The organism is Streptomyces sp. ISL-96 (assembly GCF_018614035.1).
Lineage (GTDB): Bacteria > Actinomycetota > Actinomycetes > Streptomycetales > Streptomycetaceae > Streptomyces.
This window is the reverse complement of the sequence record NZ_JAGGPA010000003.1, coordinates 1-26,573: the sequence shown is the minus strand read 5'-3', so window position 1 is coordinate 26,573 and position 26,573 is coordinate 1. Positions and strand designations below refer to the sequence as shown.

Here is a 26,573-nt window from a genome sequence, read left to right as displayed (position 1 = left end):
GTCGCGAATTCCCTTGTCGCACCACGGTACGACGGGTTCCTCCACCGCACAGTAGCCCTCGGGTGTGGCGCAGGTCTCTGTCCGGGCGGCCAGTCGCGGGAGGGCTTTCTTTGTCGAGTCTCCACGAACGGGCGGTTGATTCTTTGCCGCGGGACCGGCGGGGCCCGACCCCTTGTACGGACGATTACCCGTTAGTAGCGTTTGGGGCGTCGCGTACGTACTAGGGGTAACAGCCGGAAGAGGGTGGGCGCCGTGGCGCGCAGACCGATAGCTGCCGTGGCTGCGGCCTTGCTGTTCGTCGAAGCCGTCGGGATCGTGTTCGTGCACTGGATCCTCGGCAAGGTCGTCAACAGCCAGTCGATGTCCCTGGCAGGCCTGGACTCCGACGTGATGTCCACGTCGACGTATCTGATGGGCGGCGGCTTCGGCCTCTACCTGGTGGCGTGCGGCGTCCTCCTGCTGCGCGCGGCGGTCTCGGACCGGCCGCCGGGCCGCCTCGGCCGGATCCTGCTGATCGCGTGCGCGGTGGTGCACGGGGTGCTTGGTGCGCTGTGCGTCGGGCTGGTCGGCTGGGCGGCGTTCGTGGCGATGATGGTCACGTTCGGCCTCGTCGTGCTCTCGGTCATCGCGTACGGGAAGCGGGACGAGCGGGGTGGCGTTCCCGGCTCCGCCGGCGCTTCGGACACTCCGCCGGCCGGGCCGGAGAGCGGGACTCCGGTGACGGTCTGACGGCTGACGCGTGCATCGCGAATGCGAGTGAGACGGCATTGCATGCGTCGATCTGTGGATGAATCCGGGGGAGCGACTTTCCTTTCCTGAACCGCCGGAGGAGGGATTTGGAGGCGCGGCGGTGCTGGGTCGATTTGCGGCCCTCCCGGGAATTTCTCCCGCGGCGAGTGGAAGTCATGCCAGATGTCGTCCGCGTGCTGTAAATACAGCAGGTCTGCTTTCGGGATCGCTCGAAGGGCTAGAGGAACGCGAGGCGGGCGCCGAGGGCGGCGAACGCGCCAGCGAAGACCCTGCGCATCCACGTCAGGACGCGGGGGCGCGAGAGGACATGGCGCCGCATCGCGGCGGCGAACCGCCCGTAGGCGGCGAAGACGAGGAACGTGAGCAGCATGAATACGGCGCTCAACTCGGCCATGCGCAAAAGGGCGTTCGGCTCGCCCGCGCTCACGAACTGCGGCAGGAACGCGAAGAAGAAGATCGTGAGTTTCGGGTTGAGGATATTGATGAGAATGGCGGAGATGATGACTTTGGTCGCCGAGCGGGGTGCGGTGTCCTTCTCCGCCGTCAGGGCGTTCTTGTCCCGCAGGGTGCTCCACGCCATGTAGAGGAGATAGGCGACGCCCAGGTATTTCAGAATCTGGAATGCCGTCGCGCTGGTGTGGAGGAGCGCCGCGAGGCCCGTTATCGCCGCCACCATGTGCGGAATGATGCCGAGGGTGCAGCCGATCGCGGCGACGATACTCGCGCGGGCGCCGCGTGAAAGGCCGGCCGCCATGGTGTACAGCACGCCGGTGCCGGGTGTGGCGACGACAATCAGCGAAGTCAGTAAGAACTCGATGCTCATGCCCTCACCCTGGCGACACAATGGCCTCATGAACAGGTCCATTGGCGACGTCTCCGACCGGTCCATAACAGCCTCGTCCGGGTCGGACTTCCTGCAGCTGAACATCGCTGACGCGCCCGTCGGCGGGCTGTCGGACTGGCTGGCCGACAGGCTCAGGGCCGCGATATCCGACGGCAGCCTTCCGGTGGGGAGCCGGTTGCCGGCGACTCGGGTGCTCGCCGCAGAGCTGCGCGTATCGCGGGGGGTGGTGACGGAGGCGTACCAGCGCCTGACGGAGGACGGGCATGTCGCGGGGCGGGGGCGGGGCGGAACGGTGGTGGTGGCGGCGCCGGTCGCTGTTGTTCCTGTTCCTGCTCCTGGTGCTGCAGCTGCGGCTTCCGCTGCTGGGGCGCCTTTCGCCGTAACGCCGCCGGGATCGGACGTCTTCGACGCGCTGCGCGCCGCACCGGCCCGCATCGACCTGTCGCCGGGTGTGCCCGATCTGGCCGCGTTCCCGCGAGCGGCGTGGCTGCGCGCGGAACGCGCCGTACTGAAAGAGCTCTCGGCGTCCGATCTCGGGTACGGGGACCCGCGCGGCGCCCTGGGGTTGCGTCGTGCCGTGGCGAACTGGCTCGCCCGTAACCGTGGGATCAGGGTGGACGCGGGTGACGTCCTCATCACGTCAGGCACCGCGCAGGGGCTGGCGCTGCTGGCGCAGGTGCTCAGGGACGACGGGATCTCCGCGATGGCGGTGGAGGATCCCGGCTCGCTCGGCGCCCGGCAGCATTTGCACAACCGGCGGCTGGAGACGCCGCCGGTCGCGGTCGACGCGGAGGGCGTACGGGTCGACGAACTGCGCGCCACCGGTGCGCGGGCGGTTCTGCTCACTCCGGCGCACCAGTTTCCGACCGGGGTGGTGCTCGGCGGCGTACGGCGCCGGGAGCTGATGCGGTGGGCGGGGGAGGGTGGCCTGATCGTCGAGGACGACTACGACGCCGAGCATCGCTACGACCGGCCGCCGGTGCCCGCGCTGCGGTCCGTGCTCCCGGAGCAGGTCTGCTACGCCGGGAGCGTGTCCAAGCTGCTCGCGCCCGCGCTGCGGGTGGGGTGGATGCTGGCGCCGCCGAAGTACCGGGACGCGCTGGTGGACGCGAAGCGGTTCGCGGACCTCGGCAACGCGGTGCTGCCGCAGCTGGTGCTGGCGCGGTTGATGGAGTCGGGCGAGATGGAACGCCACCTGCGCCTGCTGCGCGGGCGGCACCGGCGGCGCCGGGACGCGATGATCGCGGCGATCGCGGAGCACCTTCCGGGGGCGGTGGTACACGGTGCGGCGGCGGGGCTGCACCTGATGATCACCTTCCCCGGCGCGCGATTCCCCGACACCGAGTTGGCGGCGGCGGCGCTCGCGCGCGGCGTGAAGGTGCAGCCGCTGTCGTGGCACAGGCAGCGGGCCGGCCGGCCCGGTCTTGTGCTCGGTTACGCCGCTACCTCGCCGGGCGGGATCGCGGAGGGCGTGGCGACGCTGGGCAGTGCGCTGGCCGTCATGCCCAGAGGGCGGTGATCGGCGTACCGAGGTCGGCGAGGAGGCGGCGCAGCAGGGGCAGCGACAGGCCGATGACGTTGCCGGGGTCGCCGTCGATGCCGTCGATGAACGGGGCCGAGCGGCCGTCGAGGGTGAAGGCGCCGGCGACGTGGAGGGGTTCGCCGGTAGCGACGTACGCGGCGATCTCGGCGTCTGTCGGCTCGCCGAAGCGGACCGTGGTGGACGCGGTGGCGGAGGCGCGGCGTCCGGTGGCGGTGTCGATCACGCAGTGGCCGGTCTGGAGGATGCCGGAGCGGCCCCGCATGGACTTCCAGCGGGCGGTGGCGTCCTCGGCGTCGGTGGGCTTGCCGAGGGCCTGTCCGTCGAGTTCGAGTACGGAGTCGCAGCCGATGACGAGGGCGTCGGCGGCCTCGGGGCGGGCGGCGACGGAAGTGGCCTTCGCCTCTGCCAGTACGAGCGCGAGCTCGCCGGGGGTGGGGGCGGTGACCGCGTCCTCGTCGACGCCACTGACGACCACCTCGGGAGCGAGCCCGGCCTGGCGCAGGAGCGCGAGGCGGGCGGGGGAGGCGGAGGCGAGGACGAGGCGGCGGCGCGGATCTGTCATGCGGTTCATCGTACGAGGCGCCGGTACTCCTGCCGGGCGGGCGGGCGGGGGCTTCGCCTGCGGCGCTTGCGGTGGTGTGCGGTGCCCCTGCCGCGAGCAGCCCTGCCGGGGTTGGCGGCTGCCGGCCTATGGGGCGAGCCCCTGGTCCCGGCCGTCGGTTTTGGCTCTGCGGGCCGGTGGGTGGAGGGCCCCGCCTGCGGCGAGCGGCTGCCCCACCCCGCCCGCCCGTTGGAGGGGGGGCGAGTGCGTGGGCGCCTCCGGTGGGTGGCTTGGCGCCGTCGGCGGCTGCGGGTTGTGGCGGGGCAAGGACGTGAGCGTCTCCGGTGGGTGGCTCGGGGGCTGGGGGTGTCCCCCAGTTTCGGGAAGGGGCGGGTAGGGGAAAGCGCCGCAGGCAGGCCCGGCGTACCCCCGGCCCGGCCGCCGTCAGTGGATGCCGAGTACGAACATCGCCAGCACCATCGCCAGCGCCAGCAGCACGCCCATGCGCCGGAGCATCGCCTGCGTCTCGCGCAGCTCTTTCGGAGGCTCGTTCTCCGGGTCGGACCACAGCATGCCTTCGATCCTGAGGGCGGAACCGCCTCGGCGCCTGAGTACGTGTACTCAGGCGGCCCAGTACCAATGGACTAATTCCGGGTGAACGATCCCGCCTTCGCCGCAGCGAACGCCACCGCCGCCGCCCGCACCGCGTCCGCCTCCGCCAGTGGTTCCCGGCTCACCGCGAAGCGGTAGTAGAGCGGGGCGGACACCGCACGGATCACCTCGCCCGGGTCCGTCCCGGCCGGGACCTCGCCCCGCCCCGCCGCCCGCTCCACGCACGGCGACCACTCGCGGATGCGCGTCGCGTAGAAGCCGTTCAGCGCACGCGCGCACTCCTCGTCGCACGCCGCCGCCGCGATGACCGCCTGGAAGACCGGGCCCATGCGCGGATCCGTGAGGGTCTGCCGTACGAGACGGGCGTTGGCCAGCAGGTCTCCGTCGAGGGAGCCGGTGTCGGCGGCGGGTACCGACTGCTCGGCCATGTCGCGCAGCAGGTCGGCGACCAGGCCGGCCGCTGAGCCCCAGCGGCGGTAGACGGTCGTCTTGCCGACGCCCGCCTGTGCCGCGACGCGGTCCATGTTCAGGCCGTGGAAGCCCCCCTCCACCAGTGCTTCCTGGGTCGCTTCGAGCACGGCGGTGCGGACCTTGGCGGTCCGTCCGCCGGGGCGCACCGTCCCCGGCGTGGTCGACGAGGGCCCCAAACGGGAATTCTGTTCCATTAGACGCTCCGAGTCTGCTACGGTCCTCGCAGCTTAACGGAACTTGCTTCCCATTAGGGAAAGGTTTGTCATGAGCGTCGTCCGCCGAATCGCTCGCATCGCCGCACCCGTCGCCGCATCCGCCCTCGCCCTCGGACTCCTCGGCGCCGCGCAGCCGGCCTCCCCCGCCCAGTCCGCCCCCGCCCAGTCCCCCTCCGCCCAGTCCGCCTCCGCCCGCTGGACCGCCGCCTGGGGCGCCTCGCCGCAGCTGCCCAGCACCGGCTTCACCCCGAACTGGTCCCAGGAGGGCTTCTCCCGCCAGACCGTCCGCCAGGTCGTCCGCGTCACCGGCGCCGGTGAGCAGGCCCGTATCCGCCTCTCCAACGCCTACGGGACCTCGCCGCTGAGCGTTACCGGCGCCACCATCGCCCGTACCGCCAAGGGCGCCGCCGTCGAGGCCGGCAGCGTCCGCCACCTCACCTTCTCCGGCAAGCGGTCCGTCGAGATCCCCGCCCGTGGCGAGCTGCGCAGCGACGCCGCCCAGCTGCCCCTGGACCGGCTGGAGTCCGTCACCGTCACCCTCTATCTGGCCGGCACCACCGGGCCCGCCACTTTCCACTCCCAGGCCTGGGCCGACACCTACCGCGCCGAGGGCGACCACCGCGTCGACGCCTCCGGTGCCGCCTTCACCGACACCACCCAGTCCTGGTACTACCTGACCGGCGTCGAGGTCCGTAACAAAAGGGTCCGTAACGAAAACGGCATCGTCCTCTTCGGGGACTCCATCACCGACAGTTTCGGTTCGACGCCGAACACCGATCGCCGTTACTCCGACGCCCTCGCCGAGCGCACCGGCCGCCCCGTCGTCAACCAGGGCATCGGCGGCAACCTCGTCCTCAACGACTCCGCCTGGTACGGCGAACGCGCCACCGCCCGCTTCGGCCGCGACGCCCTCGACCAGCCCGGCGTCTCCACCGTCGTCGTACTCGAAGGCGTCAACGACATCGGCTTCAGCGAGGCGAAGAACCAGCCCACCTACAAGCCGGCACCCGTCGTCTCCTCCGCCGAGCTCATCGCCGGCTACCGCAAGCTGATCCGCGCCGCTCACGCCAAGGGGCTGCGGGCCGTTGGTTCGACCCTGCTGCCGCTCAAGGGGTCCGACCACTGGGGCGAGCACGCGGCGCGGGTCAGCGACGAGGTCAATCACTGGATCCGTACGTCGGGCGAGTTCGACGCGTACGCCGACTTCGACAAGGCGCTCGCCGACCCGGCCGACGCCGACCGCCTCAACCCGGCGTACGACTACGGGGACGCCCTGCACCCCAACGACGCGGGCTACCGGCTGATGGCCAAAACCGTCGCCGAGGTCCTCTAGCTACCCGGCATACCGAAGGCCGGACCCGTTCGCGGGTCCGGCCTTCGTGTGGTCTGCCTAGCCCGGCCAGTACGTCCGGCCCCACGCCGTCGGTCCCGGCTGCGGCAGCCGGTGGCGGGCGACCCTGGCCGGGTCCGACCAGGCGGTCGGCGGTTCCTCCACGCCGGACGGCGAGCCCGCCGCCGCCGCGGCGCGTGCCTGGACCACCGCGAGGGCGGCGGCCAGCTCCTCCGGGGTCGGGTTGCCCCGTATGACCTTGATCATCGTCAGCGGCCCTTCCTAGAGCGGGATGTTGCCGTGCTTCTTCGGGGGGAGGGATTCCCGCTTCGTACGGAGCTGACGCAGACCGCGCACGATGTGCCGACGCGTCTCCGACGGCATGATCACCGCGTCGACGTAGCCACGCTCGGCGGCGACGTAAGGATTCAGCAGCGTGTCCTCGTAGTCGGCGATCAGCTCCGCGCGGGTCGCCTCGGCGGCAGCCTCGTCGACGGATGCCGCGATCGTACGGCGGTGCAGGATGTTCACCGCGCCCTGCGCGCCCATCACCGCGATCTGCGCGGTCGGCCACGCCAGGTTGAGGTCCGCGCCCAGGTGCTTCGAGCCCATGACGTCGTACGCGCCGCCGAAGGCCTTCCGCGTGATGACGGTGATCAGCGGGACCGTCGCCTCCGCGTACGCGTAGATCAGCTTGGCGCCGCGCCGGATGATGCCGCCGTACTCCTGGTCCACGCCCGGCAGGAAGCCCGGCACGTCCACGAACGTCAGCACCGGCACATTGAAGGCGTCACACGTGCGCACGAAGCGCGCGGCCTTCTCGGAGGCGTTGATGTCCAGACAGCCCGCGAACTGCATCGGCTGGTTGGCGACGATGCCGACCGGGTGGCCCTCGACCCGCCCGAAGCCGGTGACGATGTTCGGCGCGAAGAGCGCCTGCGTCTCCAGGAACTCGCCGTCGTCGAGGACGTGCTCGATGGCCGTGTGCATGTCGTACGGCTGGTTCGCGCTGTCCGGGATGAGCGTGTCGAGCTCGCGGTCCTCGTCCGACACGTGCAGGTCCGCCTCCTCCGGGAAGGCCGGCGGCTCGCTGAGATTGTTCGAGGGGAGGTACGAGAGGAGCGACTTGACGTAGTCGATCGCGTCCTTCTCGTCGCCCGCCATGTGATGCGCGACACCGGAGGTGGTGTTGTGGGTGCGCGCGCCGCCCAGCTCCTCGAAGCCCACGTCCTCACCCGTGACCGTCTTGATGACGTCCGGGCCGGTGATGAACATGTGCGAGGTCTGGTCGACCATCACCGTGAAGTCGGTGATCGCGGGCGAGTAGACCGCGCCGCCCGCGCACGGGCCGACGATGAGCGAAATCTGCGGTACGACGCCCGAGGCGTGCACATTGCGACGGAAGATCTCGGCGAACAGGCCGAGCGCGACCACACCCTCCTGGATGCGCGCGCCGCCGCCGTCGTTGATGCCGACGACCGGGCAGCCGGTCTTCAGCGCGAAGTCCATGACCTTGACGATCTTCTCGCCGTAGACCTCGCCGAGCGACCCGCCGAAGATCGTGAAGTCCTGCGAGTAGACGCAGACCGGGCGGCCGTCGACCGTGCCGTAGCCGGTCACGACTCCGTCGCCGTACGGGCGGTTCTTCTCGATGCCGAAGTTCGTCGAGCGGTGCCGGGCGAACTCGTCGAGCTCGACGAACGATCCCTCGTCCATGAGCAGGTCGATCCGCTCACGCGCCGTCAGTTTTCCCTTGGCGTGCTGCTTTTCGACGGCGCGCGCGGACCCGGCGTGCGTGGCTTCGTCGATACGGCGCTGCAAGTCCGCGATCTTGCCCGCGGTCGTATGACTGGGTGCATCGGAGTTGGCAGTCTCGGGCTCGGACATCGGGTTGCGGCTCCCTGCCTGGTCAGCGGACGGCTACTGGCACGTAGCGTAGCGGCGCGTGTGCCGCTCGGCAGTGCGTCGTTTGCCACACCTACGCTGGGTTGCATGACGCCTCCCGATGCTTCAGACCACCGCTGGTCCGACCTCGACCGGCCGCCGCTCAGCGCCGTGGCGCTGCGCCGCGCACTGGTGCGGGAGGACAGCCTGTGGACGTCCCTGGACGTCGTCCCCTCCATCGGATCCACCAATTCCGACCTCGCCGGGCGGGCCGAGGACCTGCCCGAAGGCGCGGTGCTCGTCGCCGAGGAGCAGACCGAGGGCCGCGGGCGCCTCGACCGGCGCTGGTCGGCGCCCGCCCGCTCCGGGCTCTTCTTCTCCGTACTGCTGAAGCCCACCGAGGTGCCGGTCGAGAAGTGGGGCTGGCTGCCGCTGCTCGCCGGCGTCTCGGTGGCGAGCGCGCTGTCCCGGTCGGCCGGCGTCGATACGGCGCTCAAGTGGCCCAACGACCTCCTGGTGACCGTCGGTGGCGAGGAACGCAAGGCCGGCGGCATCCTCGCCGAGCGGGCGGCGGACGGCGTCGTGGTGGGCATCGGCATCAACGTCACCCTGACCGAGAAGGAACTGCCGATCCCCGGCGCCGGGTCGCTCCTGCTCGCGGGAGCGGTCTCGACGGACCGCGATCCGCTGCTGCGGTCGGTGCTGCGTTCGCTCGGTCAGTGGTACGGCGACTGGCGGGCGTCCGGCGGCGATCCGGCGGCCAGTCGCCTCCAGGAGGCGTACGTGGCGGGCTGCGCCACGCTCGGCCGTACGGTACGGGCCGAACTGCCCGGCGGCCGGTCGGTGACCGGCGAGGCGGTGGCCGTCGACGGTCACGGGAGGCTGGTGCTGGCGACGGCCGAGGGGGTTCAGCAGCCGGTGGGAGCAGGTGACGTCGTACACCTCAGGCCGGGGGCGAGTACAGAGGGGACGCGCGGGACGGGGGAGTGAGCTAGGGCACACCTGCCGTATCGTTGAGGCGATCCGCGACGGATCGGTGCGACAGACGATCGGCAGGACACAGGGCAGTGCGCAGGGAACGGGCAGGAGGCGGTAGGTGACCGTCGACGACGCGGGGTCCTCTGCGGGTGCGCGGCCGGACCCGGGGACGAGTCCCGAACCGGGTGCTGTGCCGTCCGGTTCCGGTTCGGGTAAGGAGTCCTCTGTGGGTGCGGCAGCCCCTTCGGGCCGCGGCGCGGACGCGTCCGCTGTCGGCGAAGACCCCCACGAGACCGGACCGGGCGCGGTCGCGAAGCCGTATTCGGGACCCGGTGAGTCGTCCGGGCGCGAGGGCGGGGGTGGCTCCGGTACGGGTTCCGCTGCGGGTTCTGGGGAGCCCTCCGGCGAGGCCTCACGGTCCGGTCCGACAGGTTCATCCGGTTCCAGGACCGGAGCCGGCCCCGGGCGCGGCGTTCTCCGTGCGGACGGGAGCGAGAGCGGGGTGCCGGCCGCCGTTGAGCCTTCGCCGTACCCCACGCCCCACCACGCCGTCGACCACACCGCCGAGCCGACCGACGATCCGCTCGCCATCCGCCTCGAACAGCTGATCCTCGGCGCCGAGCGCCGCTACACCCCCTTCCAGGCCGCCCGTACGGCCGGTGTCTCCATGGACCTCGCCTCCCGGTTCTGGCGGGCCATGGGCTTCGCCGACATCGGGCAGGCCAAGGCCCTGACCGAGGCCGACGTCCTCGCCCTGCGGCGGCTCGCGGGTCTCGTCGAGGCCGGGCTGCTCAGCGAGCCGATGGCGGTGCAGGTCGCCCGGTCCACCGGGCAGACCACCGCCCGGCTGGCGGAATGGCAGATCGATTCCTTCCTGGAGGGTCTGACCGAGCCGCCGGAGCCCGGCATGACCCGTACCGAAGTCACGTATCCGCTGGTCGAGCTGCTCCTCCCCGAGCTGGAGGAATTCCTGCGCTACGTCTGGCGGCGCCAGCTCGCCGCCGCCACCGGCCGGGTCGTCCAGGCCGCCGACGACGAGGAAATGGTCGACCGGCGGCTCGCGGTCGGTTTCGCGGACCTCGTCGGGTTCACGCGGCTGACGCGGCGGCTGGAGGAGGAGGAGCTGGGCGAGCTGGTCGAGGCGTTCGAGACGACCTGCGCGGACCTCGTCGCGGCTCACGGCGGCCGGCTCATCAAGACCCTCGGCGACGAGGTCCTGTACGCGGCGGACGAACCGGGCACGGCGGCGGAGATCGCGCTGCGGCTCATCGAGACGATGGCCGCCGACCAGACGATGCCGGCCCTGCGCGTGGGCATCGCCTTCGGCACGGTCACCACCCGCATGGGCGATGTCTTCGGTACGACCGTGAACCTGGCCAGCAGGCTCACGTCGATAGCGCCGAAGGATGCGCTGCTGGTGGACGGGGCGCTGGCCAAGGAGCTGTCGCGGACCGGTGACGCGCCGGTCTCCGAGGCGGAGGCGGCCGCAGAGGCGGAGATGGCGGAGAAGGAGGGCGTCGCCCCGCCCTCGTACCGCTTCGCGCTCCAGCCGATGTGGCAGCGGCCGGTACGCGGGCTCGGCACGGTCGAGCCATGGCTTCTGACGAGGCGCCCCACCTAGGATCCTCCCGGTAACGATCGTTAACCGTTGACCGGGAGGGTGTGCGGCATGAGTGGGGAACAGCAGCGGTTCGGGGAGTTCGTCGGCGTACAGCGGCACGGGTACGTTGCCGAACTGGTCCTCGACCGGCCCAAGGCGATGAACGCGGTGTCCACGGACATGGCCCGTTCCATCGCGGCGGCGTGCGACGCGCTGGGCGCGGACCCGCAGGTGCGGGTGACGGTGGTGACGTCCAGCAACGAGCGGGCGTTCTGCGTCGGCGCGGACCTCAAGGAGCGGAATTCGTTCACGGACGCCGAGCTGGTACGTCAGCGGCCGGTCGCCCGGGGCGCGTACACGGGCGTACTGGAGCTGCCCATGCCGACGATCGCCGCCGTGCACGGCTTCGCGCTGGGCGGCGGCTTCGAGCTGGCGCTGGCCTGCGACCTCATCGTGGCGGACCGTACGGCGGTGGTCGGGCTGCCCGAGGTGTCGGTGGGCGTCATTCCGGGCGGCGGCGGTACGCAGCTGCTGCCCCGGCGGGTCGGGGCGGCGCGGGCGGCGGAGCTGGTGTTCACGGCGCGGCGGGTGGAGGCGGCGGAGGCGGCCGGGCTCGGGCTTGTCGATCTGCTGGTGGACGCGGGGCAGGACAAGGAGGAGGCCCTGGCGCTGGCGACCCGTATCGCCGGGAACTCGCCGGTGGGGCTGCGGGCCGCGAAGCGGGCGATGCGGCTCGGGCACGGGCTGGATCTGCGGGCCGGTCTTGAGGTCGAGGACGCGGCGTGGCGGTCGGTGGCCTTCTCCGGCGACCGCGCGGAGGGTGTGGCGGCGTTCAACGAGAAGCGCACGCCACAGTGGCCGGGCGAATAGCCGAATAGGCGAACAGGGGCGCCGGAGGCAGGGGCCGAAAGCCGAAGGATCACATCGCTACAAATCTCCATAAACTCCCTAAGCTGGGGGAATGGCTGAGGATGCGCGGCTGCGGGCCGTGGTGACGCTGGCGCAGGCGATGGCGGCGGCGCACACCCCGCGTGAGTCCTGGCGCGCGGCCGCGCTCGGGGCGAAGCAGGCGCTGGGGGGCAGCTTCGCGGCGGTTTCGGTGTGGGAACGCGAGCTGGGGCGGCTGCGGGTCCTGGTGAACGCGGGGGAGCGGGCGGCGGGGGAGGAGGAGTTCCCCGAGGGCGAGACCTATCCCGTACATCAGTTTCCGGAGATCGCGGAGTTCCTGCACGAGGAGTGGGCGGGCGGGGGCGAGCCGAACGCGTGGGTCGAGACGGCGGAGGGGGCCGCCGGAACTTCCGCCGGTGCGTCTGCCGAGGCTTCCACCGATGCGTCCGCCGCCGGTTACTGCCATCAGCGGGTGGCGGCGCTGCGGCGGCGCGGGCGCGGGTCCTGCGTGGTCGCGCCGATCGTGCTGCGGGGGCAGGCGTGGGGCGAGCTGTATGTGGCGCGGCCGGCCGGGGCGCCGGTCTTCGACCGGTCCGACGCGGACTTCGCCACGGTGCTGGCATCGGTGGTCGCGGCCGGTATCGCCCAGACGGAGCTGCTGGAGGAGGTCCGCAAGCTCGCGTTCACGGATCCGCTGACGGGGCTGGCGAACCGGCGGGCGGTCGACATAGGGCTCGACGAGGCGGTGGAGCGGCACCGGGAGTCGGGGACGGTCGTCAGTCTTGTGGTCTGCGACCTGAACGGGCTGAAGCGGGTGAACGACTCGCTCGGCCATGCCGTGGGCGACCGGCTGCTAGAACGTTTCGGCTCGGTGTTGTCGGTGTGCGGCGCGATGCTGCCGGGGGCGCTGGCGGCGCGGCTCGGGGGCGATGAGTTCTGCCTCCTCGCGGTCGGTCCTTCGTCGGACGCGGTGGTGAAGGTGGCCGAGGAACTGTGCGTACGGGCGGGTGGAATGGACCTGGGGGAGGGCGTCGCGTGCGGAGTCGCTTCGACGGGTGATCCGATCGGGCCGGTCCGTACCGCGCGACGGCTGTTCCGGCTGGCCGATGCGGCGCAGTACCGGGCGAAGGCGGCGCGCTCTTCGAAGCCGGTGGTGGCGGGGCGGGATGGAGCGGTTGTCCGGCTCGCGGACGCGCCGCCGCCTGCGCCGCATGATCGGCGGGCTTTCCGGGGGCGGGACCCTGGGGTGGACGGGGGGTGAGTGGAGTGCGGGTGCGGTGGCCGTGCCGGCGCCTGCGGCGCTTTCCCCGACCCGCCCCTTCCCGCTGTGACACTTTGCGGCTCCGCCGCGTGAGGGGCTCCGCCCCAGACCCCGCTCCTCAATCGCCGGAGGGGCTGAAAGGTTGCCGCAAGCGGCAATATCCAGCCCGTCCGGCGATTGAGGACACGCCCGAAGGGCGTCACAGCGCCGCAGGCACCCGCACCCGCCCACCGGCCGTGTAAGGGGCACCACCCCCATCCACTAGTGACAGAGAGGGATTCAGTCCGTAGGGTTCTGAATATGGATATGCACACAGTCGTGCTGGGGACGTCCGGGACGACCGCAGCGGACGTCATCGCCGTCGCCCGGGACAACGCCAGGGTCACGCTCTCCGACGAGGCCGTCGCCGCGCTCGCCGCCTCCCGCGAGATCGTGGACGCGCTCGCAGCCAAGCCCGAGCCCGTCTACGGGGTCTCGACCGGATTCGGCGCCCTCGCCTCCCGGCACATCAGCCAGGACCTGCGCGCCCAGTTGCAGCGCAACATCGTCCGGTCGCACGCCGCCGGCATGGGCCCGCACGTCGAGCGCGAAGTCGTACGCGCCCTGATGTTCCTGCGGCTCAAGACCGTCGCCTCCGGCCACACCGGCGTACGCCCGCACGTCGCCCAGACCATGGCGGACCTGCTCAACGCCGGGATCACGCCCGTCGTCCACGAGTACGGCTCCCTCGGCTGCTCCGGCGACCTCGCCCCCCTCAGTCACTGCGCCCTCGCGCTGATGGGCGAAGGGGACGCCGAGGGACCTGACGGGACCATCCGGCCCGCCGGCGAGCTGCTCGCCGCGCACGGCATCGTTCCCGTCGAGCTCCGCGAGAAGGAAGGCCTCGCCCTCCTCAACGGCACCGACGGCATGCTCGGCATGCTGATCATGGCCATCGGTGACCTCAAGCGGCTCTACACCTCCGCCGACATCACCGCCGCCCTCAGCCTCGAAGCCCTCCTCGGCACGGACAAGGTCCTCGCCCCCGAGCTGCACGCCATACGCCCCCACCCCGGCCAGGGGGAGTCCGCCGACAACATGCTCCGGGTTCTCGCGGGATCCGGGCTCACGGGGCACCACCAGGACGACGCCCCGCGCGTCCAGGACGCCTACTCCGTGCGCTGCGCCCCCCAGGTCGCCGGCGCCGGACGCGACACCATCGCGTACGCGCTGACCGTCGCCGAGCGGGAACTCGCCTCCGCCGTCGACAACCCCGTCGTCCTGCCCGACGGCCGCGTCGAGTCCAACGGCAACTTCCACGGGGCGCCCGTCGCGTACGTACTCGACTTCCTCGCCATCGCCGCCGCCGACCTCGGCTCCATCTGCGAGCGCCGCACCGACCGGCTCCTCGACAAGAACCGGTCGCACGGGCTGCCGCCGTTCCTGGCCGACGACGCCGGCGTCGACTCGGGCCTGATGATCGCCCAGTACACCCAGGCCGCACTCGTCAGTGAAATGAAGCGGCTCGCCGCGCCCGCCTCCGTCGACTCGATTCCGTCCTCCGCCATGCAGGAGGACCACGTCTCCATGGGCTGGTCGGCGGCGCGCAAGCTCCGCACCACGATCGACAACCTCACCCGGATCGTCGCCGTCGAGCTGTACGCCGCCACGCGCGGCATCGAGTTGCGCGAGGGGCTCACGCCCGCGCCCGCCTCGCAGGCCGTCATCAAGGCCGTACGGGAAGCGGGAGTCCAGGGCCCCGGCCCCGACCGCTTCCTCGCGCCCGACCTCGCCGCCGCCGATGCCTTCGTACGGGCGGGCAGGCTCGTCGAGGCCGTCGAGCCGGTGACCGGGCCGCTCGCGTAGTCGCAGTCCCAAGGGCCGTGCGTCAGATGATCTGGCGCGCGGCCCTTCGCATCGAGTACGCCATGAAACCGGCGCCCAGGGTCAGGAACGTCGTGCCGCCGACCAGGTACGGGGTCGTGTCCACGCTGCCCGTGTCGGCGAGCACGAGGTCCTGCGGGGTGCTCTTCGCGGGCGGCAGCTGTGACTGCGACTGCGACTGCGACTGTGGCTGCGTCGCGGGCTGGGGCTTCGCCTCCTCCTCGGCCGTCGCGTTGGCGGACGGGACGAACCACAGAGCACACAGCAGTGTGCCCGCAGCGGTGGCGGTCAGCAGCGGTCGGCGTGCGGACACGTAATCGATCCCCCTTGAGGCAACCGGGAATTGGCCGTCGGCCGTGTACGCCGATGCTAATGAAAGCAGCGGGTCGCAGGAAAGTCGCGGGAGCCCGGAGGCCTACGCTCCGACGCATGAACGCAATTGACACGTCACGTTTTGTCCGGCTCCAGGTGGAATTGGTGCTGGAAATTTCCGACCCCGAGACGCTCACCGGCGCCGCCCTCGCGCACGTAACGCAGGACACACACGCGCAGGACGTCGAACGTACGCATGCCGAGGCCGCAGTCAGGGAAGACGTCGCGGAGGCCCTCGCCCACCTCGTGGACCCGTTCGACCTGATCAGCGACGTACCCGGGGTGGAGCTCGCGCAGGCCTCGTGGAGCAGTGAGCGGATCGACTACAACCCCGACGCCCTGGAGTGGGACCTTGATGAGGACGACGAGGAGGGACCCGTGTAGCGCCTCGCGTAGCTTCTCCGGGGGGCCCGGCGAACAAAAGCGCGCCGCCGCCGCAACCGGCGGCGGCGTGGCTGCGTCGGTCACTGTGATCAGTGGTGTTCCCCACATTCCCCCCAGATGTGGAACGGACGAATCGGTACAGGTGTTTAGGACATTGGCAGGGTGATGCTGCCCAGCGGCTCTGCCCGGGGATTTTGTGGGGAATCGGCAACGATGGAGAAGCGTGTGATGACGGACAGCAAGCGGCGCAGGGGCCTTATGGCCGCGTCCGCACTGCTCGGCGGCGTTCTGGTGCTTTCGGCCTGTAGCGGCGGCGACGACGGCGGCGACAAGGGCCGCAGCAGCGCCCAGAGCTCGGAGAAGTCGCAGGCCGAGGTCGACGAGGCGGCGGCCAAGGAAACCTCCAAGGCCCGAATAGCGATCACACCCAAGGGCGGCGCCGACAACGTCAGCATCAACCGCGGCACCAAGGTCACCGTCAGCGAGGGCAAGCTGACCGAGGTCACCATGACCTCGACGGACGGGACGGACGTGGCCGGCACCATCGCGGCCGACGGCAAGAGCTGGAAGCCGGACGGGCAGCTGAAGCGCTCGACGACGTACAAGATCTCGGCGACGGCGGCGGACTCCGAGGGCCGAGAGGCCCACGAGAACGGTTCCTTCACCACCGTCTCGCCCGAAAACAGCTTCATCGGGAACTTCACGCCCGACGACGGCTCCAAGGTCGGCGTGGGCATGCCGGTGTCGATCAACTTCGACAAGCCGATCACCGACAAGGCCGCCGTCCAGAAGGGCATCACGGTCACGTCGAGCAGCGGCCAGGAAGTCGTCGGCCACTGGTTCAGCTCCCAGCGGCTGGACTTCCGCCCCCAGGAGTACTGGAAGGGCGGCTCCACGGTCACCATGAAGCTGGCGCTCGACGGCGTCGAGGGCGCCGACGGCGTCTACGGCGTACAGGACAAGACCGTCACCTTCACGGTCGGCCGCAACCAGGTCAGCACCGTCGACGCCAAGTCCAAGACCATGACGGTCACCCAGGACGGCAAGACGATCAAGACCATCCCGATCTCCGCGGGCGCGCCCGAGAACCCGACGTACAACGGCCAGATGGTGATCTCCGAGAAGTTCAAGGAGACCCGGATGGACGGCTCGACCGTCGGCTTCACGAAGAAGGACGGCAAGGGCGAGTACGACATCAAGGACGTCCCGCACGCCATGCGGCTGTCCACCTCGGGCACGTTCATCCACGGCAACTACTGGGGCGCCGACTCCATCTTCGGCAGCGCCAACACCAGCCACGGCTGCGTGGGCCTGAACGACGCCAAGGGTGCGAACGACCCGAAGCAGCCCGGTGCGTGGTTCTTCAACAACTCGATCGTCGGTGACGTGGTCGTCGTCAAGAACTCCCCGGACAAGACCATCAAGCCGGACAACGGCCTCAACGGCTGGAACATGGACTGGGAGCAGTGGAAGGCCGGCTCCGCGATCTGATCCGAGCAGCTTTCCCGGCAACCTTCCCGCGTTGCCCGTAGGCAGTACGGCGGCGGGCGTCACCCCAACTTCGGGGCGGCGCCCGCCGTTCGCGTTCCCGGCTTCTCATGCGGCTCTCAGCCCGGCCTTATCCAGCCATCACGCGGCGCCCATAGCTTCGCGCCATGTTCTTCACCTACCTCCGGCGCGAGCTGCGCCGCCGCAGAAAGGCGGCGTTCGTCGTCGCCTCAGGCCTTGCCCTCGGCATCGCCCTGGTCATGGTGGTCAGTTCGGTCTCCGCCGGCATGGGCCGCGCCCAGGACAAGGTTCTTCAATCGCTGTACGGGCTCGGGACCGACATGACGGTCACCAAGGCCGCGGCGCCGCCCGGCGAGAACGACACCAGCCGTAAACCGCGCTTCGAGTTCGACGCCAAGGACAGCGGTGACGACAAGGAACAGAGCAGCGACCGGGTGATGGTGCAGGGCTTCCAGACCCTGGCGTCCTCCACGGTCGGCAAGGTCTCGGACCAGGACGGCGTCGCGGACGCGGTCGGCGGCCTGAACCTCCAGGTCCTCAAGGTCAGCGGCCAGTTCAAGCGCGGCGAAGTCGACAAGGCGCAGCCCGCGCAACCGGGTGGACCCGGCGGGGCCGGTGGCGGCGCGGTGCGGGGCGGCGGCGCCGCGTTCGGCGTCGACTCCTTCTCCGTCTACGGAACCGACGTGACCGAGCCCGCGCTCGGCCCGCTCACCTCCTCCGAGATCACCTCGGGACGCACGTTCACCGAGTCCGAGACCAACGCGAAGGTCGCCGTCGTCGACAGCGCGTACGCCAAGGAGAAGAAGCTCAAGACCGGCAAGACCGTCACCATCTCCGGTACGAAATACCAGATCATCGGCATCGCGACGGCCGACAGCGGCGACGCCGCCGCGAATGTGTACCTACCGCTGAAGCAGGCTCAGACCCTGGCCGACGCCAAGAACAAGGTCACCACCGTCTACGTCAGGGCCACCGACTCGCAGCGCATCGGCGAGGTGAAGTCGGCCGTACAGAAGAACATTCCGGGTACGACCGTCACCACTTCCGCCGACCTCGCCGACACGGTCTCCGGCTCCCTGTCCACCGCGTCCGACCTCGCCACCAGCGTCGGCAAGTGGCTGTCGATCACGGTGCTCGTCGCCGCCTTCGTGGTGGCCGGGCTGCTCACCTCCTCGGCGGTCAGTCGCCGCGTACAGGAATTCGGCACGCTCAAGGCGCTCGGCTGGAAGAGCGGCCGCGTCACCCGCCAGGTCGTCGGCGAGTCCCTGGCCAACGGCCTGCTCGGCGGCGCGCTCGGAATCGCGGTGGGTGTCGGCGGCGCGTACCTCGTCACCGCGATCAGCCCCACGCTTACGGCGCAACTGGGCACAGCGGCCGGTGGCGGCAGTGGTGCCGCCGCTACCGTGACCGGCCCCGGCGGCGGTGGAGGCCCGCTCCGGCAGGCCTCCGGCAAGGCCGTCGAGATCGCGCTCACCGCGCCCGTCTCCCTCACCACCATCGGGCTCGCCGTCGCACTCGCCGTCGCGGGCGGGCTGATCGCGGGCGGCTTCGGCGGCTGGCGCGCGTCCAGACTGCGGCCGGCCGACGCGCTGCGCCGCGTGGCCTGACGTACCCGTACCCCTGACGTCCCCGTGCCCCTGACGTCCCCGTTCCTCCTCGTCTTCCTCTTCTTCGTACAGCAGGAGTTGACCCCACCCATGTACCAGCTCAGCGGCGTCACCAAGCGCTACCGGCGCGGCAAGGAAACCATCGACGCGCTCTCCGGTGTCGACCTGACCATCGAGGACGGCGGCCGCCTAGTCATCCAGGGCCCCACCGGCGGCGGCAAATCCACCCTCCTCCAGATGCTCGGCGGCCTCGACCGGCCGACGGCCGGCAGTGTCGAACTCGACGGCGTCGACCTGGCCGTCCTGCCGGAGGCCCGGCTGACCAAGGTCCGCGCCGAAAGCATCGGCTTCGTCTTCCAGAGCTTCAACCTCATCCCCACCCTCACCGCCCACGAGAACGTCGAGACGGCGCTCGTACCGCTGGGCCTCAAGGCGGCGGCCCGGCGCGAACGAGCGGCGGAGGCACTGGAGTCCGTCGGCCTCCGCGAGCGCCTCACGCACCTGCCCGGCGAGATGTCCGGCGGCCAGCAGCAGCGCGTCGCGATCGCCCGCGCGCTCGTCAAGCGGCCCAAGGTGCTGCTCGCCGACGAGCCGACCGGCAACCTCGACGAGTCGATGCGCGACGAGATCATGGAGCTGCTGGAAGGGCTGTGGAAGGAACACGGACTGACGTTCGTGATGGTCACCCACGACAGCGCCATCGCGCGCCGCGCACCGCGCCTCGCCACGATCCGCAAGGGCCGGGTCACGGTGACGGAGAACGCGCCGGCCGCCTACTAGCGGCGGCGGGAGACAGGAACGTAGGTGCGGGCCTCCGGGCCCGCACCGCGGCGGTGTCCTCGTTGCCGGCCGCCCGGCGAAGGGTCACTGGCGGGTCACTTATCCACGTACCTCCACATTCACGTCCGTCCCCCAGCTCGCCAGCAGCCGAAGGGACGCCTCCGACGGCGATCCCGGCTCCGCGTGGAAGGTGACCAGGGACTGTTCCTCGTCGTCGGGCAGCCTCAGCGTCTCGTACGCCAGCGTCAGGTCACCCACCAGGGGGTGGTGCAGCCGCTTGGTGCCGTGGCCCTTGTCCTTCACGTGGTGCGCGGCCCACAGGCTCCTGAACACCTCGCTCTTCACCGACAACTCGCCGACCAGCGCGGACAGCAGCGGATCGTCCGGATGGCAGCCCGCGTCGAATCGCAGATAGCTGACGACCTCGCACGCTTTGTGCTCCCAGTCGGTGTACACGTCCCGGAAGTTGTCGTCCAGGAAGACGAGACGGGCGAAGTTGCGTTCATCGGCGGGGAGCGCGGCGAAGTCGCCGAACAGCGCACGGGCGAGGCGGTTCCAGCCGAGGACATCGGTACGCCGCCCCACGACGTACGCGGGCACGCCGTCCATCGCGTCCATCAGCTGCTGGATCCCCGGCCGCAGGCGCTGTGGCCGCATCGCCGAACGCTTTCGCTTCTGCGTCGGCTTGGCGAGGTGGGTGAGGTGATCGCGCTCGGCGTCGGAGAGCCGCAGGGCGCGGGCGATCGCGTCCAGTACCTCCATGGACACATTGCGGCCGTTGCCCTGCTCAAGGCGCGTGTAGTACGCCACCGAGACCCCCGCCAGCTGCGCCAGCTCCTCGCGGCGCAGACCGGGGACGCGGCGGTGCCTGCCGAAGTCGGGCAGGCCTACGTCCTCGGGCTTGAGCCGCGCACGGCGGAGGCGGAGGAACTCACTCAGTTCGGCGCGCTGGTCCATAGCAATCAAGTATTACCCGGCGTACGACGGTGATCCTGTCCCCGCCAGTGGTAGGCACAGCAGACGTACGTTCAACAGGGGGCTGGGTGGATCTCCGCAGTTCAGGCAGCCTCTAGGCATGACCACTTCTCTTTCGTCCCAGTCTTCGTCCCCGTCTTCCTCTCCCGCCCTTGTCGCCGCATACGCCGCCCCTTCCGCGAAGGCCCCGCTGGAGAGGATCTCCGTACCGCGCCGCCCGGTCGGTGAGCACGACGTGATGATCGAGATCAAGTACGCGGGCATCTGCCACTCCGACATCCACCAGGCCCGTGACGGCTGGGGCGAGGGCATCTACCCGATGGTTCCGGGCCACGAGATCGCCGGCATCGTCACGGAGGTCGGCCCCGGCGTCAGCAAGTACGCCGTCGGTGACCGCGTCGGCGTCGGCTGCTTCGTCGACTCCTGCCGCGCGTGCGAGGCCTGCCTCGCGGGCCAGGAGCAGCACTGCGCCAAGGGCATGACCGGTACGTACAACGCACTCGACAAGAACGGTGAGCCGACGTACGGCGGCTACTCCACCCACCTCGTCGTCGACGAGAACTACGCGGTCCGCATCCCGGAGGGCCTCTCCCTGGACGTCGCCGCGCCGCTGCTGTGCGCCGGCATCACCCTCTACTCGCCGCTCAAGCACTGGCAGGCGGGCCCGGGCAAGAAGGTCGCGATCCTCGGTCTGGGCGGCCTCGGGCACATGGGCGTCAAGATCGCGGACGCGCTGGGCGCCGAGGTGACCGTACTGAGCCAGACACTCCGCAAAAAGGAGGACGGGCTGAAGCTCGGCGCTGACCACTTCTACGCGACCAGCGACCCGAAGACCTTCGAGGAACTGGCCGGTTCCTTCGACCTGATCGTCTCGACGGTCTCCGCGCCGTTGGACATGGACGCGTACCTCAGCCTGCTCAAAGTGGGCGGGGCGTTCGTGAACGTGGGCGCACCGGAGGAGCCCAACTCGATCAACATGTTCTCGCTGATCGGCGGCAACAAGACGCTGGCCGGCTCGATGATCGGCGGTATCGCCGAGACGCAGGAAATGCTCGACTTCTGCGCGCGGCACGGGCTGGGCGCGGAGATCGAACTGATCCGCGCGGACCAGATCAACGAGGCGTACGAGCGGGTCCTGGCGAGCGATGTCCGCTACCGCTTCGTGATCGACACGGCAACGATCTGATCTGCGGCGGGTTGGGCGCACACGCATTGTGCGCATTACCTGAGCGGTAATCGACGGTGGTGGTGCTCCCCGGAAGGATGTGACACATCAGCGAGGACGAACGTCACGAGCTAGCCACTCGTCGCTTCCTCGTCCATGGGACGGAGGTGGAAGTCCTTGAGGGGGAGTGGCCCGGCTACCTGGTCGTCATCGGCTTCCCGGACATCGAGAAGGCGCGGGACTGGTACGACTCCGAGGCCTACCGGGAGATCCTGCCGCTGCGTACGAAGCACATCACCGGGGACGTGATCCTGGCCGAGGGGGTCGCACCCGGTTACGACCCGGCGGACACGGCGGCGAGGATGCGGCGGCAGGCGGGATGACTGTCAGTCCGCCCTTACGGGCGGCGGCCGGACCCCAGCGCGGCGAGGCCGCGGGCGTGATCGAAGGCCAGCGTGGGGTCGTTCGCGTCGGTCCACGGGGCGGCTCCGCACCAGCCGCCGATCAGCCGGAACTGTGCCAGGGCTTCGGCGTAGCGCCCGGTCTTCACGAGGGTCGCGGCGAGGAGGTGCCGTATCGGGGGCAGCCGGTGATCGTCGGGTGCCGCGAGTGCCGCCTGGGCCAGATCTGCCTGGACGCGGGCGAGCATCGGCTTGGTGACCCAGGTGCGGTAGGCCTGGTCGCCCTCCTGGAGCACGGCCTCGTGGACGGCGTGCAGACAGATGGCGGAGAGCAGGCTGCCGGCGGGCGCCGACTGCGCCGCCTCCTTGGCGAACTTGAACATCAGCTTGTGGGAGCCGTACCACTTCTGGGACCAGTACTGGAGGGCCTGCCAGTGCGCGTCGTAATGCTGCGGCGCGCGAGCGGTGAGTTCGGCCCACAGCTGCCGGAACTCGTCGTGCGAGAGCCCGAGTCCGCGCGCGGCGGCGACCATCGTGATCCACGGACAAGGGTCGCGCGGCGCCAGCTTGGCGGCCTCCTGGGCGGCGTACATCGCGGTCGGCAGCAGCTCGGCGAAGAGTGCCATCTGGCCGTCCGAGGTCTGCCCGGCGTACTTCACACCGCGCGCCGCCCAGGCGCGCAGGAGGAGGGCGTGTGCGTGTACGACCACGGCGTCCGCGTCCTGCGGCCGCTCGGCGCGCCAGGTCCGCAGCCACCGCTCGTCTTCGACGGCGACGTCCGCGAAGACTTCGACGAGCCGCCAGCGCGACTCCCAGTCCTTGTCGTCCGAGGCAGAGGCCAGGAGGCCTGAGGCCGGCTCCCAGTCGCCCTGGCAGGCGGCGTCGACGGCGAGCCGGAGCGCGGGTTCGTCGCGGGGCGGTCCGGAGCGCCGGCTGTCGAGCTGATCGCGGGGGACGAGGCCGTAGGCGGTGGCGTCGAAGCGCTTGGCCCGCTGGTTGCGGAGGGCGAGGCGGGCGACATGGACGAGGGCCCAGGCAAGAACGGCCAGGCCGACGGCGGTGACGAGGTTGGTGAACACGGGACGTAATAATCCCTGGTCAGGGTCACGGTACGTACACGAGCAGGAGAATTACTGGACTCGGTGGGTGGTGTGAGTGGTGCGGCCGGTGTGGCAGGTGTGGCGGGTGTGGGTGGAGCCACCCTTCCACTGACTGCGTTCCAGGGCGTACGCAACGTCCCCTTGTTCCCAGCCGTCGATGCTGTCGGGCCACTCCCCGAACCAGCGGCGTACGAAGAGGAGGCCCGCCTTCTCCATCACGCGCCGGGAACGGGAGTTGACGTACATGGTGTCCGCGGTCACCTTCTGCACGCCGAGGTCGGTGAACCCCTTGTCGATCAGGGCGCGGGCTCCCTCGGTGGCGTAACCCCGCCCCCAGGCCGCCCGGCCGAGCCGGTACCCGAGCTCGACGACATCGGCGCTGTCGTCGGCCAGCGGCCGGAACTCGAACCATCCGAGGAACGCTCCCGTCGCTTTTTCCTCGGCAGCCCAGAAACCGCGGGTTCCGATGCAGGGATAGTCGTGCGTCAGCTGCGGCAGTACGCGCTGGATGACGAATGCGCGGGAGGTGGGCCGGCCTCCGTTGATGAAGCGCATGACGTCGGGATCACTGTCGAGGCGGACGAGCCGTTCGACGTCGCTGTCTTCCGCCTCGGCTTCGCACTCACCGAACGCACGAAGGACGAGCCGTTCTGTCTCAAGGAATATGCCGCGCATCTTCTGATCGTGGCGGGTGGCGCCGCCGGCCACCACCGAATAAGGGGGTGGGGGTTGGGTGTGAGGGGGGAGTCAGCTCCTGGACGCCAGGACCGCTCGAACGAATTCGGCCGGTGGTGCGTAGTTGTGGGCTTCGACGTAGTGGGCGATCAGCTCCGGGGCGGCATAGACGACACCTTCACCGATGACTCGTATCTCGGCGCTGCCGCGAGGGCAGTTGTCGCGCGCGCCGAGGAGGCCGAGGAGCCTTGCGGCGCACCAGGGGCAGAAGTGGTAGCCGCGGGTCTGCTGGACGCGGTGGGTGCGTTGCATTTGCTTGAGCGTTTCCACCAGTTGCGGAGGAGGATCGCCCTTGGCGTACGGCCTGACACGCGCGAGCCAGCCCACATTCACCTGAGGAAGCCCACGAAAGTCCCGAGAGTCACCGGACTCACCGGACTCCCCGGACTCACTGGACTTGCCAGAGTCACGAGAGCCGCCGACGGGCGCGGCTGCTTCTTGCGCCGCGGATTCGTCAGTGTCGTAGGTGTACGGCGTCAGGTCTGCGTAGTAGGTCATTACCGCTGTCTACCAGTCATATCGCTTAGCGGGGTGCAGGAACGTACGGGGCGCGAGCGGGGAGGTCGGCTTCGGGCGACCCGGGGCGTTGGTCGCGTCTGCGTTGGGGGCCGCCACATGTAAGTGTGGCGTCGGAGGCCCGCCGGTAAAGGGCGCTCCTGCGTCGCGTCGCCTGCGGCGATTGCGCTGCGCTTCACCCTTGACTGCCGACCCTCCGCCGCAATGCTTCTGGGGGGCGGCCCCCGGGGGGAGCCCACGGGAAAACTCCGGCGAGTGGCCGTTCACCGTTCCCGGGTGGCGGGCTCGGTGAGTGGGGCGCACCACGTCCAGGGGGCGGCTCGGCCCCAGGCTCAGCGGCTGACGGGAACGGCCGCTGGTGCGACATCCCCATTCCGACGCACACGCGCACCCACGCTGACGGCCAGCTGGCCTGCCAGGTCGACCTGCGGACTCATGGTCGTGCAGGTGGGGCGCGACAGTTGAATGGGGGGACTCGGGCCGGTTCGGCGTCCACCCCGGCCGGTGATCGGCTGGGCCGCAAGCCCGTTGCTGGTGTGGGTGGGTGGTGGCGCACCGAACGGCGAGGCACGTGCGAATCCGCCACGCCAGTCGGCGGTCCACGCGGAGACGCGGGAGCCGATGTGGGCCGAAACGCTTCCGTGTTGGCCCGAGGCGCAACGGGTGAGACGGATGGGACTGGAGGGGCACTGGGATTCATCAAGTGCGGGGTTGGTTGCGTTCCCAGCCCGGAACGGGCTGGTGGAGCGAGCTCAACGTCTCGTTTTCCGCCGGGTACCGCCAGTATCTGCTGGAGGTGCGCTCGGGCGGAGTCGTCCGCAGACTGGAGCGCGGCGCGCAGGGCTGGTGGTGAGCTGACCATGGCGATACACGGCGCGACCTGCTGTCTCTACCCCTTTCCGCACCCTGACTCGTACCCGAAACGGATGACGAGCTGAGCTTTCGCGCATGGCGGCTTGGCAGGCTGGCAGGGACGTAGAGCGAGGAGTTCGAGTGGCGAGAGACTGCCGTCGCGCAGGAGAACGGCTGCGGCTTCGCCACGCTGCTGGTGATCACGGGGTCGCTGGCCGGCGCGCTGTGGTGGGACGGACGGTGCCTGTGACCAGATCGTTCTGCTGTCGCTCGACCTGCAACCGGCTGCTGAACTGGGCAATCGACGGCACGTGAGGAGTTTTGGGATTTCACCGAGTGCCGGATTCATCGCGTTCCGACGCCCCGGAGGGGGCCGTTGCACTGACCGAAACCCTGAGCGGCGTGGTGGCGGGAATGGGCGTCCTTGCCGCTTCCAGCCAGCGAATTTCCCCCCGCCAGTCCGATGGGCTTGACGGTCGTCATCCCAGCCACAGCCGCCGCAGCAACTCCGCCCCGGCTGCGGGTCGAAACGCTTCCATGATGGCGCGAGGCGTAATGAGTGGGATGGGTGGGGCTGGAGGGGCGTTGTCGCTCATCAAGTGCTGGTTCGTCGCGTTCCGGAGCCTCGAACCGACGGCTTCACCAACGACGAAAGCGGACCGCCTCGTTGCTCGTGGCCGCGGCTCACGGCAACCCCCCTCTGGCACGCCAACCTCACTGCCCAGCCCGGCCATTCGCCCACCGGTCGGATCGCGACCCCTACCGGCGCGGGCCCACGAGGTGCAGTTGGCGTGGTGGGGAGTTGGGTGCACGTGGAGCCCGCACCCGGCCGCTGGTGTGAACCGAACCCAGTACATGACGCACACCGATGACTCTCCTATGGGTTGAAAGCGGGGCAAAAGGTACGCTCATGTTCGCCTTCTGCTGGGTTCGTCCCATCCCGCCCGGCCGAAAGCGCCAACGAGCCGTGAGTGTCGAGCCGCCCGCCTGCGGGCCGGGCAGCCCGTCCGGTCGGGCCGTCGGCAGGACCGCTGACCCCTGGGTGCCCCTCCACCCACCCACATCAGCAACCTGCTTGCGGCCCAACCGGCCACCGGTCGGGGTGGACGCCATACCCGCCTGAGTCCCCCCATTCAACTGATGCGTCGCACCTGCGGACCGGCCGGTCCGCAGGTCGACCGGAAGGTTCGGCCGTACACCGCTCGTGGGTGCTCGTGTGCGTGGGAATGGGGGTCCTGCACCAGCGGCCGTCGCCGCAGTCGCTGAGGCGGGGGCCGGGCCACCCCCCAAATAGACCGCGCTCCCCCCCACTCACCCGACAGCCACCAAACCCACCCGCGCCACTCCCCCACCCCCCGTGCAGGGCGTTTTTCTTTGGGCCGTCCCCCTACAAGCGT

26 protein-coding genes are annotated in these 26,573 nt (G+C 70.3%); 15 read left to right on the top strand and 11 right to left on the bottom strand.

The features are described from left to right. The first annotated feature begins 243 nt into the window (after window positions 1-243). Window positions 244-729 (top strand): hypothetical protein, encoded by a 486-nt coding sequence (locus J7E96_RS02250; protein ID WP_215126882.1) that lies wholly within the window; start codon window positions 244-246, stop codon window positions 727-729. A gap of 238 nt (window positions 730-967) precedes the next feature. Here J7E96_RS02250 and J7E96_RS02245 read toward each other — a convergent pair whose 3' ends face one another. Next, window positions 968-1,573, bottom strand: coding sequence for a LysE family translocator (locus tag J7E96_RS02245; RefSeq protein ID WP_215126880.1), 606 nt, complete (start codon window positions 1,571-1,573; stop codon window positions 968-970). Window positions 1,574-1,601: 28 nt separating this feature from the next. Between J7E96_RS02245 and J7E96_RS02240 the strand changes: the two genes are divergently transcribed. Then, entirely contained in the window at window positions 1,602-3,113 is a 1,512-nt protein-coding gene (locus J7E96_RS02240) for a PLP-dependent aminotransferase family protein (RefSeq protein WP_215126877.1), read from the top strand. Here J7E96_RS02240 and J7E96_RS02235 read toward each other — a convergent pair. The 3 genes from J7E96_RS02235 to J7E96_RS02230 all read right to left on the bottom strand — a co-directional run bounded on the left by J7E96_RS02235 (window position 3,094) and on the right by J7E96_RS02230 (window position 4,955). Next, window positions 3,094-3,699, bottom strand: coding sequence for a nucleoside triphosphate pyrophosphatase (locus tag J7E96_RS02235; RefSeq protein ID WP_215126876.1), 606 nt, complete (start codon window positions 3,697-3,699; stop codon window positions 3,094-3,096). The two genes, J7E96_RS02240 and J7E96_RS02235, sit on opposite strands and share 20 nt — an antisense overlap. Window positions 3,700-4,122: 423 nt before the next feature. Then, on the bottom strand, window positions 4,123-4,251 hold the full coding sequence (gene mmpB, locus J7E96_RS38065) for a morphogenic membrane protein MmpB (RefSeq protein WP_256096930.1): 129 nt from the start codon (window positions 4,249-4,251) through the stop codon (window positions 4,123-4,125). Between the two features lie 71 nt (window positions 4,252-4,322). Further along, window positions 4,323-4,955 (bottom strand): TetR/AcrR family transcriptional regulator, encoded by a 633-nt coding sequence (locus J7E96_RS02230; RefSeq protein ID WP_215126875.1) that lies wholly within the window; start codon window positions 4,953-4,955, stop codon window positions 4,323-4,325. A 70-nt stretch (window positions 4,956-5,025) separates the two neighbouring features. Here J7E96_RS02230 and J7E96_RS02225 point away from each other — a divergent pair, with 70 nt between their 5' ends. Next, the gene (locus J7E96_RS02225) at window positions 5,026-6,309 is read left to right on the top strand and encodes an SGNH/GDSL hydrolase family protein (RefSeq protein ID WP_215126874.1); all 1,284 of its coding nucleotides are present in this window, start codon (window positions 5,026-5,028) and stop codon (window positions 6,307-6,309) included. A 57-nt stretch (window positions 6,310-6,366) separates the two neighbouring features. On the opposite strand, the gene J7E96_RS02220 is transcribed toward J7E96_RS02225, so the two are convergent. Together J7E96_RS02220 and J7E96_RS02215 are read right to left on the bottom strand one after the other, a co-directional pair. Beyond that, window positions 6,367-6,573, bottom strand: coding sequence for an acyl-CoA carboxylase epsilon subunit (locus tag J7E96_RS02220; RefSeq protein ID WP_215126873.1), 207 nt, complete (start codon window positions 6,571-6,573; stop codon window positions 6,367-6,369). A 15-nt stretch (window positions 6,574-6,588) separates the two neighbouring features. Beyond that, window positions 6,589-8,193 (bottom strand): acyl-CoA carboxylase subunit beta, encoded by a 1,605-nt coding sequence (locus J7E96_RS02215; protein WP_215126871.1) that lies wholly within the window; start codon window positions 8,191-8,193, stop codon window positions 6,589-6,591. A gap of 105 nt (window positions 8,194-8,298) precedes the next feature. Here J7E96_RS02215 and J7E96_RS02210 point away from each other — a divergent pair, with 105 nt between their 5' ends. The 5 genes from J7E96_RS02210 (at window position 8,299) to hutH (ending at window position 14,762) form a co-directional block, all read left to right on the top strand. Then, on the top strand, window positions 8,299-9,180 hold the full coding sequence (locus J7E96_RS02210) for a biotin--[acetyl-CoA-carboxylase] ligase (RefSeq protein ID WP_215126869.1): 882 nt from the start codon (window positions 8,299-8,301) through the stop codon (window positions 9,178-9,180). Window positions 9,181-9,670: 490 nt separating this feature from the next. After that, window positions 9,671-10,789, top strand: coding sequence for an adenylate/guanylate cyclase domain-containing protein (locus tag J7E96_RS02205; protein ID WP_215126867.1), 1,119 nt, complete (start codon window positions 9,671-9,673; stop codon window positions 10,787-10,789). Window positions 10,790-10,837: 48 nt separating this feature from the next. Beyond that, window positions 10,838-11,638: an enoyl-CoA hydratase/isomerase family protein gene (locus J7E96_RS02200; protein WP_215126866.1), complete on the top strand. Its 801-nt coding sequence runs from the start codon at window positions 10,838-10,840 to the stop codon at window positions 11,636-11,638. A gap of 91 nt (window positions 11,639-11,729) precedes the next feature. Then, the gene (locus J7E96_RS02195) at window positions 11,730-12,917 is read left to right on the top strand and encodes a diguanylate cyclase domain-containing protein (protein WP_215126864.1); all 1,188 of its coding nucleotides are present in this window, start codon (window positions 11,730-11,732) and stop codon (window positions 12,915-12,917) included. Between the two features lie 300 nt (window positions 12,918-13,217). Then, window positions 13,218-14,762 (top strand): histidine ammonia-lyase, encoded by a 1,545-nt coding sequence (gene hutH / locus J7E96_RS02190; protein ID WP_215126862.1) that lies wholly within the window; start codon window positions 13,218-13,220, stop codon window positions 14,760-14,762. Between the two features lie 22 nt (window positions 14,763-14,784). On the opposite strand, the gene J7E96_RS02185 is transcribed toward hutH, so the two are convergent. After that, a complete protein-coding gene (locus J7E96_RS02185) occupies window positions 14,785-15,093 on the bottom strand; it encodes a hypothetical protein (RefSeq protein ID WP_215126860.1) in 309 nt (102 codons plus the stop codon). A gap of 116 nt (window positions 15,094-15,209) precedes the next feature. Here J7E96_RS02185 and J7E96_RS02180 point away from each other — a divergent pair, with 116 nt between their 5' ends. From J7E96_RS02180 to J7E96_RS02165, 4 genes are all read left to right on the top strand, one after another. Further along, window positions 15,210-15,536 carry a hypothetical protein gene (locus tag J7E96_RS02180; protein WP_215126857.1) on the top strand — a complete coding sequence of 109 codons (327 nt, stop codon included), beginning with the start codon at window positions 15,210-15,212 and terminating at the stop codon, window positions 15,534-15,536. Between the two features lie 213 nt (window positions 15,537-15,749). Next, complete coding sequence (locus tag J7E96_RS02175) at window positions 15,750-17,027, top strand: Ig-like domain-containing protein (protein ID WP_215126855.1); 1,278 nt, start codon at window positions 15,750-15,752, stop codon at window positions 17,025-17,027. A 164-nt stretch (window positions 17,028-17,191) separates the two neighbouring features. Then, entirely contained in the window at window positions 17,192-18,652 is a 1,461-nt protein-coding gene (locus J7E96_RS02170) for an ABC transporter permease (RefSeq protein ID WP_215126853.1), read from the top strand. A 90-nt stretch (window positions 18,653-18,742) separates the two neighbouring features. Further along, a complete protein-coding gene (locus J7E96_RS02165; protein ID WP_215127063.1) occupies window positions 18,743-19,432 on the top strand; it encodes an ABC transporter ATP-binding protein in 690 nt (229 codons plus the stop codon). Between the two features lie 99 nt (window positions 19,433-19,531). Here J7E96_RS02165 and J7E96_RS02160 read toward each other — a convergent pair whose 3' ends face one another. After that, window positions 19,532-20,389, bottom strand: coding sequence for a helix-turn-helix domain-containing protein (locus J7E96_RS02160; RefSeq protein ID WP_215126851.1), 858 nt, complete (start codon window positions 20,387-20,389; stop codon window positions 19,532-19,534). 118 nt (window positions 20,390-20,507) lie between these two features. On the opposite strand from J7E96_RS02160, the gene J7E96_RS02155 reads away from it, so the two are divergent. Together J7E96_RS02155 and J7E96_RS02150 are read left to right on the top strand one after the other, a co-directional pair. Next, window positions 20,508-21,593 carry an NAD(P)-dependent alcohol dehydrogenase gene (locus tag J7E96_RS02155; protein WP_215126849.1) on the top strand — a complete coding sequence of 362 codons (1,086 nt, stop codon included), beginning with the start codon at window positions 20,508-20,510 and terminating at the stop codon, window positions 21,591-21,593. Between the two features lie 86 nt (window positions 21,594-21,679). After that, on the top strand, window positions 21,680-21,955 hold the full coding sequence (locus J7E96_RS02150) for a DUF1330 domain-containing protein (protein WP_215127061.1): 276 nt from the start codon (window positions 21,680-21,682) through the stop codon (window positions 21,953-21,955). A 14-nt stretch (window positions 21,956-21,969) separates the two neighbouring features. Here J7E96_RS02150 and J7E96_RS02145 read toward each other — a convergent pair whose 3' ends face one another. The 3 genes from J7E96_RS02145 to J7E96_RS02135 all read right to left on the bottom strand — a co-directional run bounded on the left by J7E96_RS02145 (window position 21,970) and on the right by J7E96_RS02135 (window position 24,306). After that, complete coding sequence (locus tag J7E96_RS02145; protein ID WP_215126847.1) at window positions 21,970-23,052, bottom strand: hypothetical protein; 1,083 nt, start codon at window positions 23,050-23,052, stop codon at window positions 21,970-21,972. A gap of 51 nt (window positions 23,053-23,103) precedes the next feature. Beyond that, window positions 23,104-23,748 (bottom strand): GNAT family N-acetyltransferase, encoded by a 645-nt coding sequence (locus tag J7E96_RS02140; RefSeq protein ID WP_215126845.1) that lies wholly within the window; start codon window positions 23,746-23,748, stop codon window positions 23,104-23,106. A gap of 72 nt (window positions 23,749-23,820) precedes the next feature. Continuing rightward, window positions 23,821-24,306: a hypothetical protein gene (locus tag J7E96_RS02135; protein ID WP_215126843.1), complete on the bottom strand. Its 486-nt coding sequence runs from the start codon at window positions 24,304-24,306 to the stop codon at window positions 23,821-23,823. Window positions 24,307-25,039: 733 nt separating this feature from the next. Here J7E96_RS02135 and J7E96_RS02130 point away from each other — a divergent pair. Next, a complete protein-coding gene (locus tag J7E96_RS02130) occupies window positions 25,040-25,177 on the top strand; it encodes a hypothetical protein (RefSeq protein ID WP_215126841.1) in 138 nt (45 codons plus the stop codon). The last annotated feature ends 1,396 nt before the right edge of the window (window positions 25,178-26,573 follow it).

Bases quoted from the DNA above. Each gene is read 5' to 3' on its own strand.
- J7E96_RS02200 (WP_215126866.1), top strand. From the start codon at position 10,838: ATGAGTGGGGAACAGCAGCGGTTCGGGGAGTTCGTCGGCGTACAGCGG.
- mmpB (WP_256096930.1), bottom strand. From the start codon at position 4,251: ATGCTGTGGTCCGACCCGGAGAACGAGCCTCCGAAAGAGCTGCGCGAG.
- J7E96_RS02180 (WP_215126857.1), top strand. From the start codon at position 15,210: ATGAACGCAATTGACACGTCACGTTTTGTCCGGCTCCAGGTGGAATTG.
- J7E96_RS02240 (WP_215126877.1), top strand. From the start codon at position 1,602: ATGAACAGGTCCATTGGCGACGTCTCCGACCGGTCCATAACAGCCTCG.
- J7E96_RS02215 (WP_215126871.1), bottom strand. From the start codon at position 8,193: ATGTCCGAGCCCGAGACTGCCAACTCCGATGCACCCAGTCATACGACC.
- J7E96_RS02140 (WP_215126845.1), bottom strand. From the start codon at position 23,748: ATGCGCGGCATATTCCTTGAGACAGAACGGCTCGTCCTTCGTGCGTTC.
- J7E96_RS02170 (WP_215126853.1), top strand. From the start codon at position 17,192: ATGTTCTTCACCTACCTCCGGCGCGAGCTGCGCCGCCGCAGAAAGGCG.
- hutH (WP_215126862.1), top strand. From the start codon at position 13,218: ATGGATATGCACACAGTCGTGCTGGGGACGTCCGGGACGACCGCAGCG.
- J7E96_RS02235 (WP_215126876.1), bottom strand. From the start codon at position 3,699: ATGACAGATCCGCGCCGCCGCCTCGTCCTCGCCTCCGCCTCCCCCGCC.
- J7E96_RS02220 (WP_215126873.1), bottom strand. From the start codon at position 6,573: ATGATCAAGGTCATACGGGGCAACCCGACCCCGGAGGAGCTGGCCGCC.
- J7E96_RS02155 (WP_215126849.1), top strand. From the start codon at position 20,508: ATGACCACTTCTCTTTCGTCCCAGTCTTCGTCCCCGTCTTCCTCTCCC.
- J7E96_RS02175 (WP_215126855.1), top strand. From the start codon at position 15,750: ATGGAGAAGCGTGTGATGACGGACAGCAAGCGGCGCAGGGGCCTTATG.
- J7E96_RS02135 (WP_215126843.1), bottom strand. From the start codon at position 24,306: ATGACCTACTACGCAGACCTGACGCCGTACACCTACGACACTGACGAA.
- J7E96_RS02165 (WP_215127063.1), top strand. From the start codon at position 18,743: ATGTACCAGCTCAGCGGCGTCACCAAGCGCTACCGGCGCGGCAAGGAA.
- J7E96_RS02160 (WP_215126851.1), bottom strand. From the start codon at position 20,389: ATGGACCAGCGCGCCGAACTGAGTGAGTTCCTCCGCCTCCGCCGTGCG.
- J7E96_RS02195 (WP_215126864.1), top strand. From the start codon at position 11,730: ATGGCTGAGGATGCGCGGCTGCGGGCCGTGGTGACGCTGGCGCAGGCG.
- J7E96_RS02230 (WP_215126875.1), bottom strand. From the start codon at position 4,955: ATGGAACAGAATTCCCGTTTGGGGCCCTCGTCGACCACGCCGGGGACG.
- J7E96_RS02245 (WP_215126880.1), bottom strand. From the start codon at position 1,573: ATGAGCATCGAGTTCTTACTGACTTCGCTGATTGTCGTCGCCACACCC.
- J7E96_RS02225 (WP_215126874.1), top strand. From the start codon at position 5,026: ATGAGCGTCGTCCGCCGAATCGCTCGCATCGCCGCACCCGTCGCCGCA.
- J7E96_RS02210 (WP_215126869.1), top strand. From the start codon at position 8,299: ATGACGCCTCCCGATGCTTCAGACCACCGCTGGTCCGACCTCGACCGG.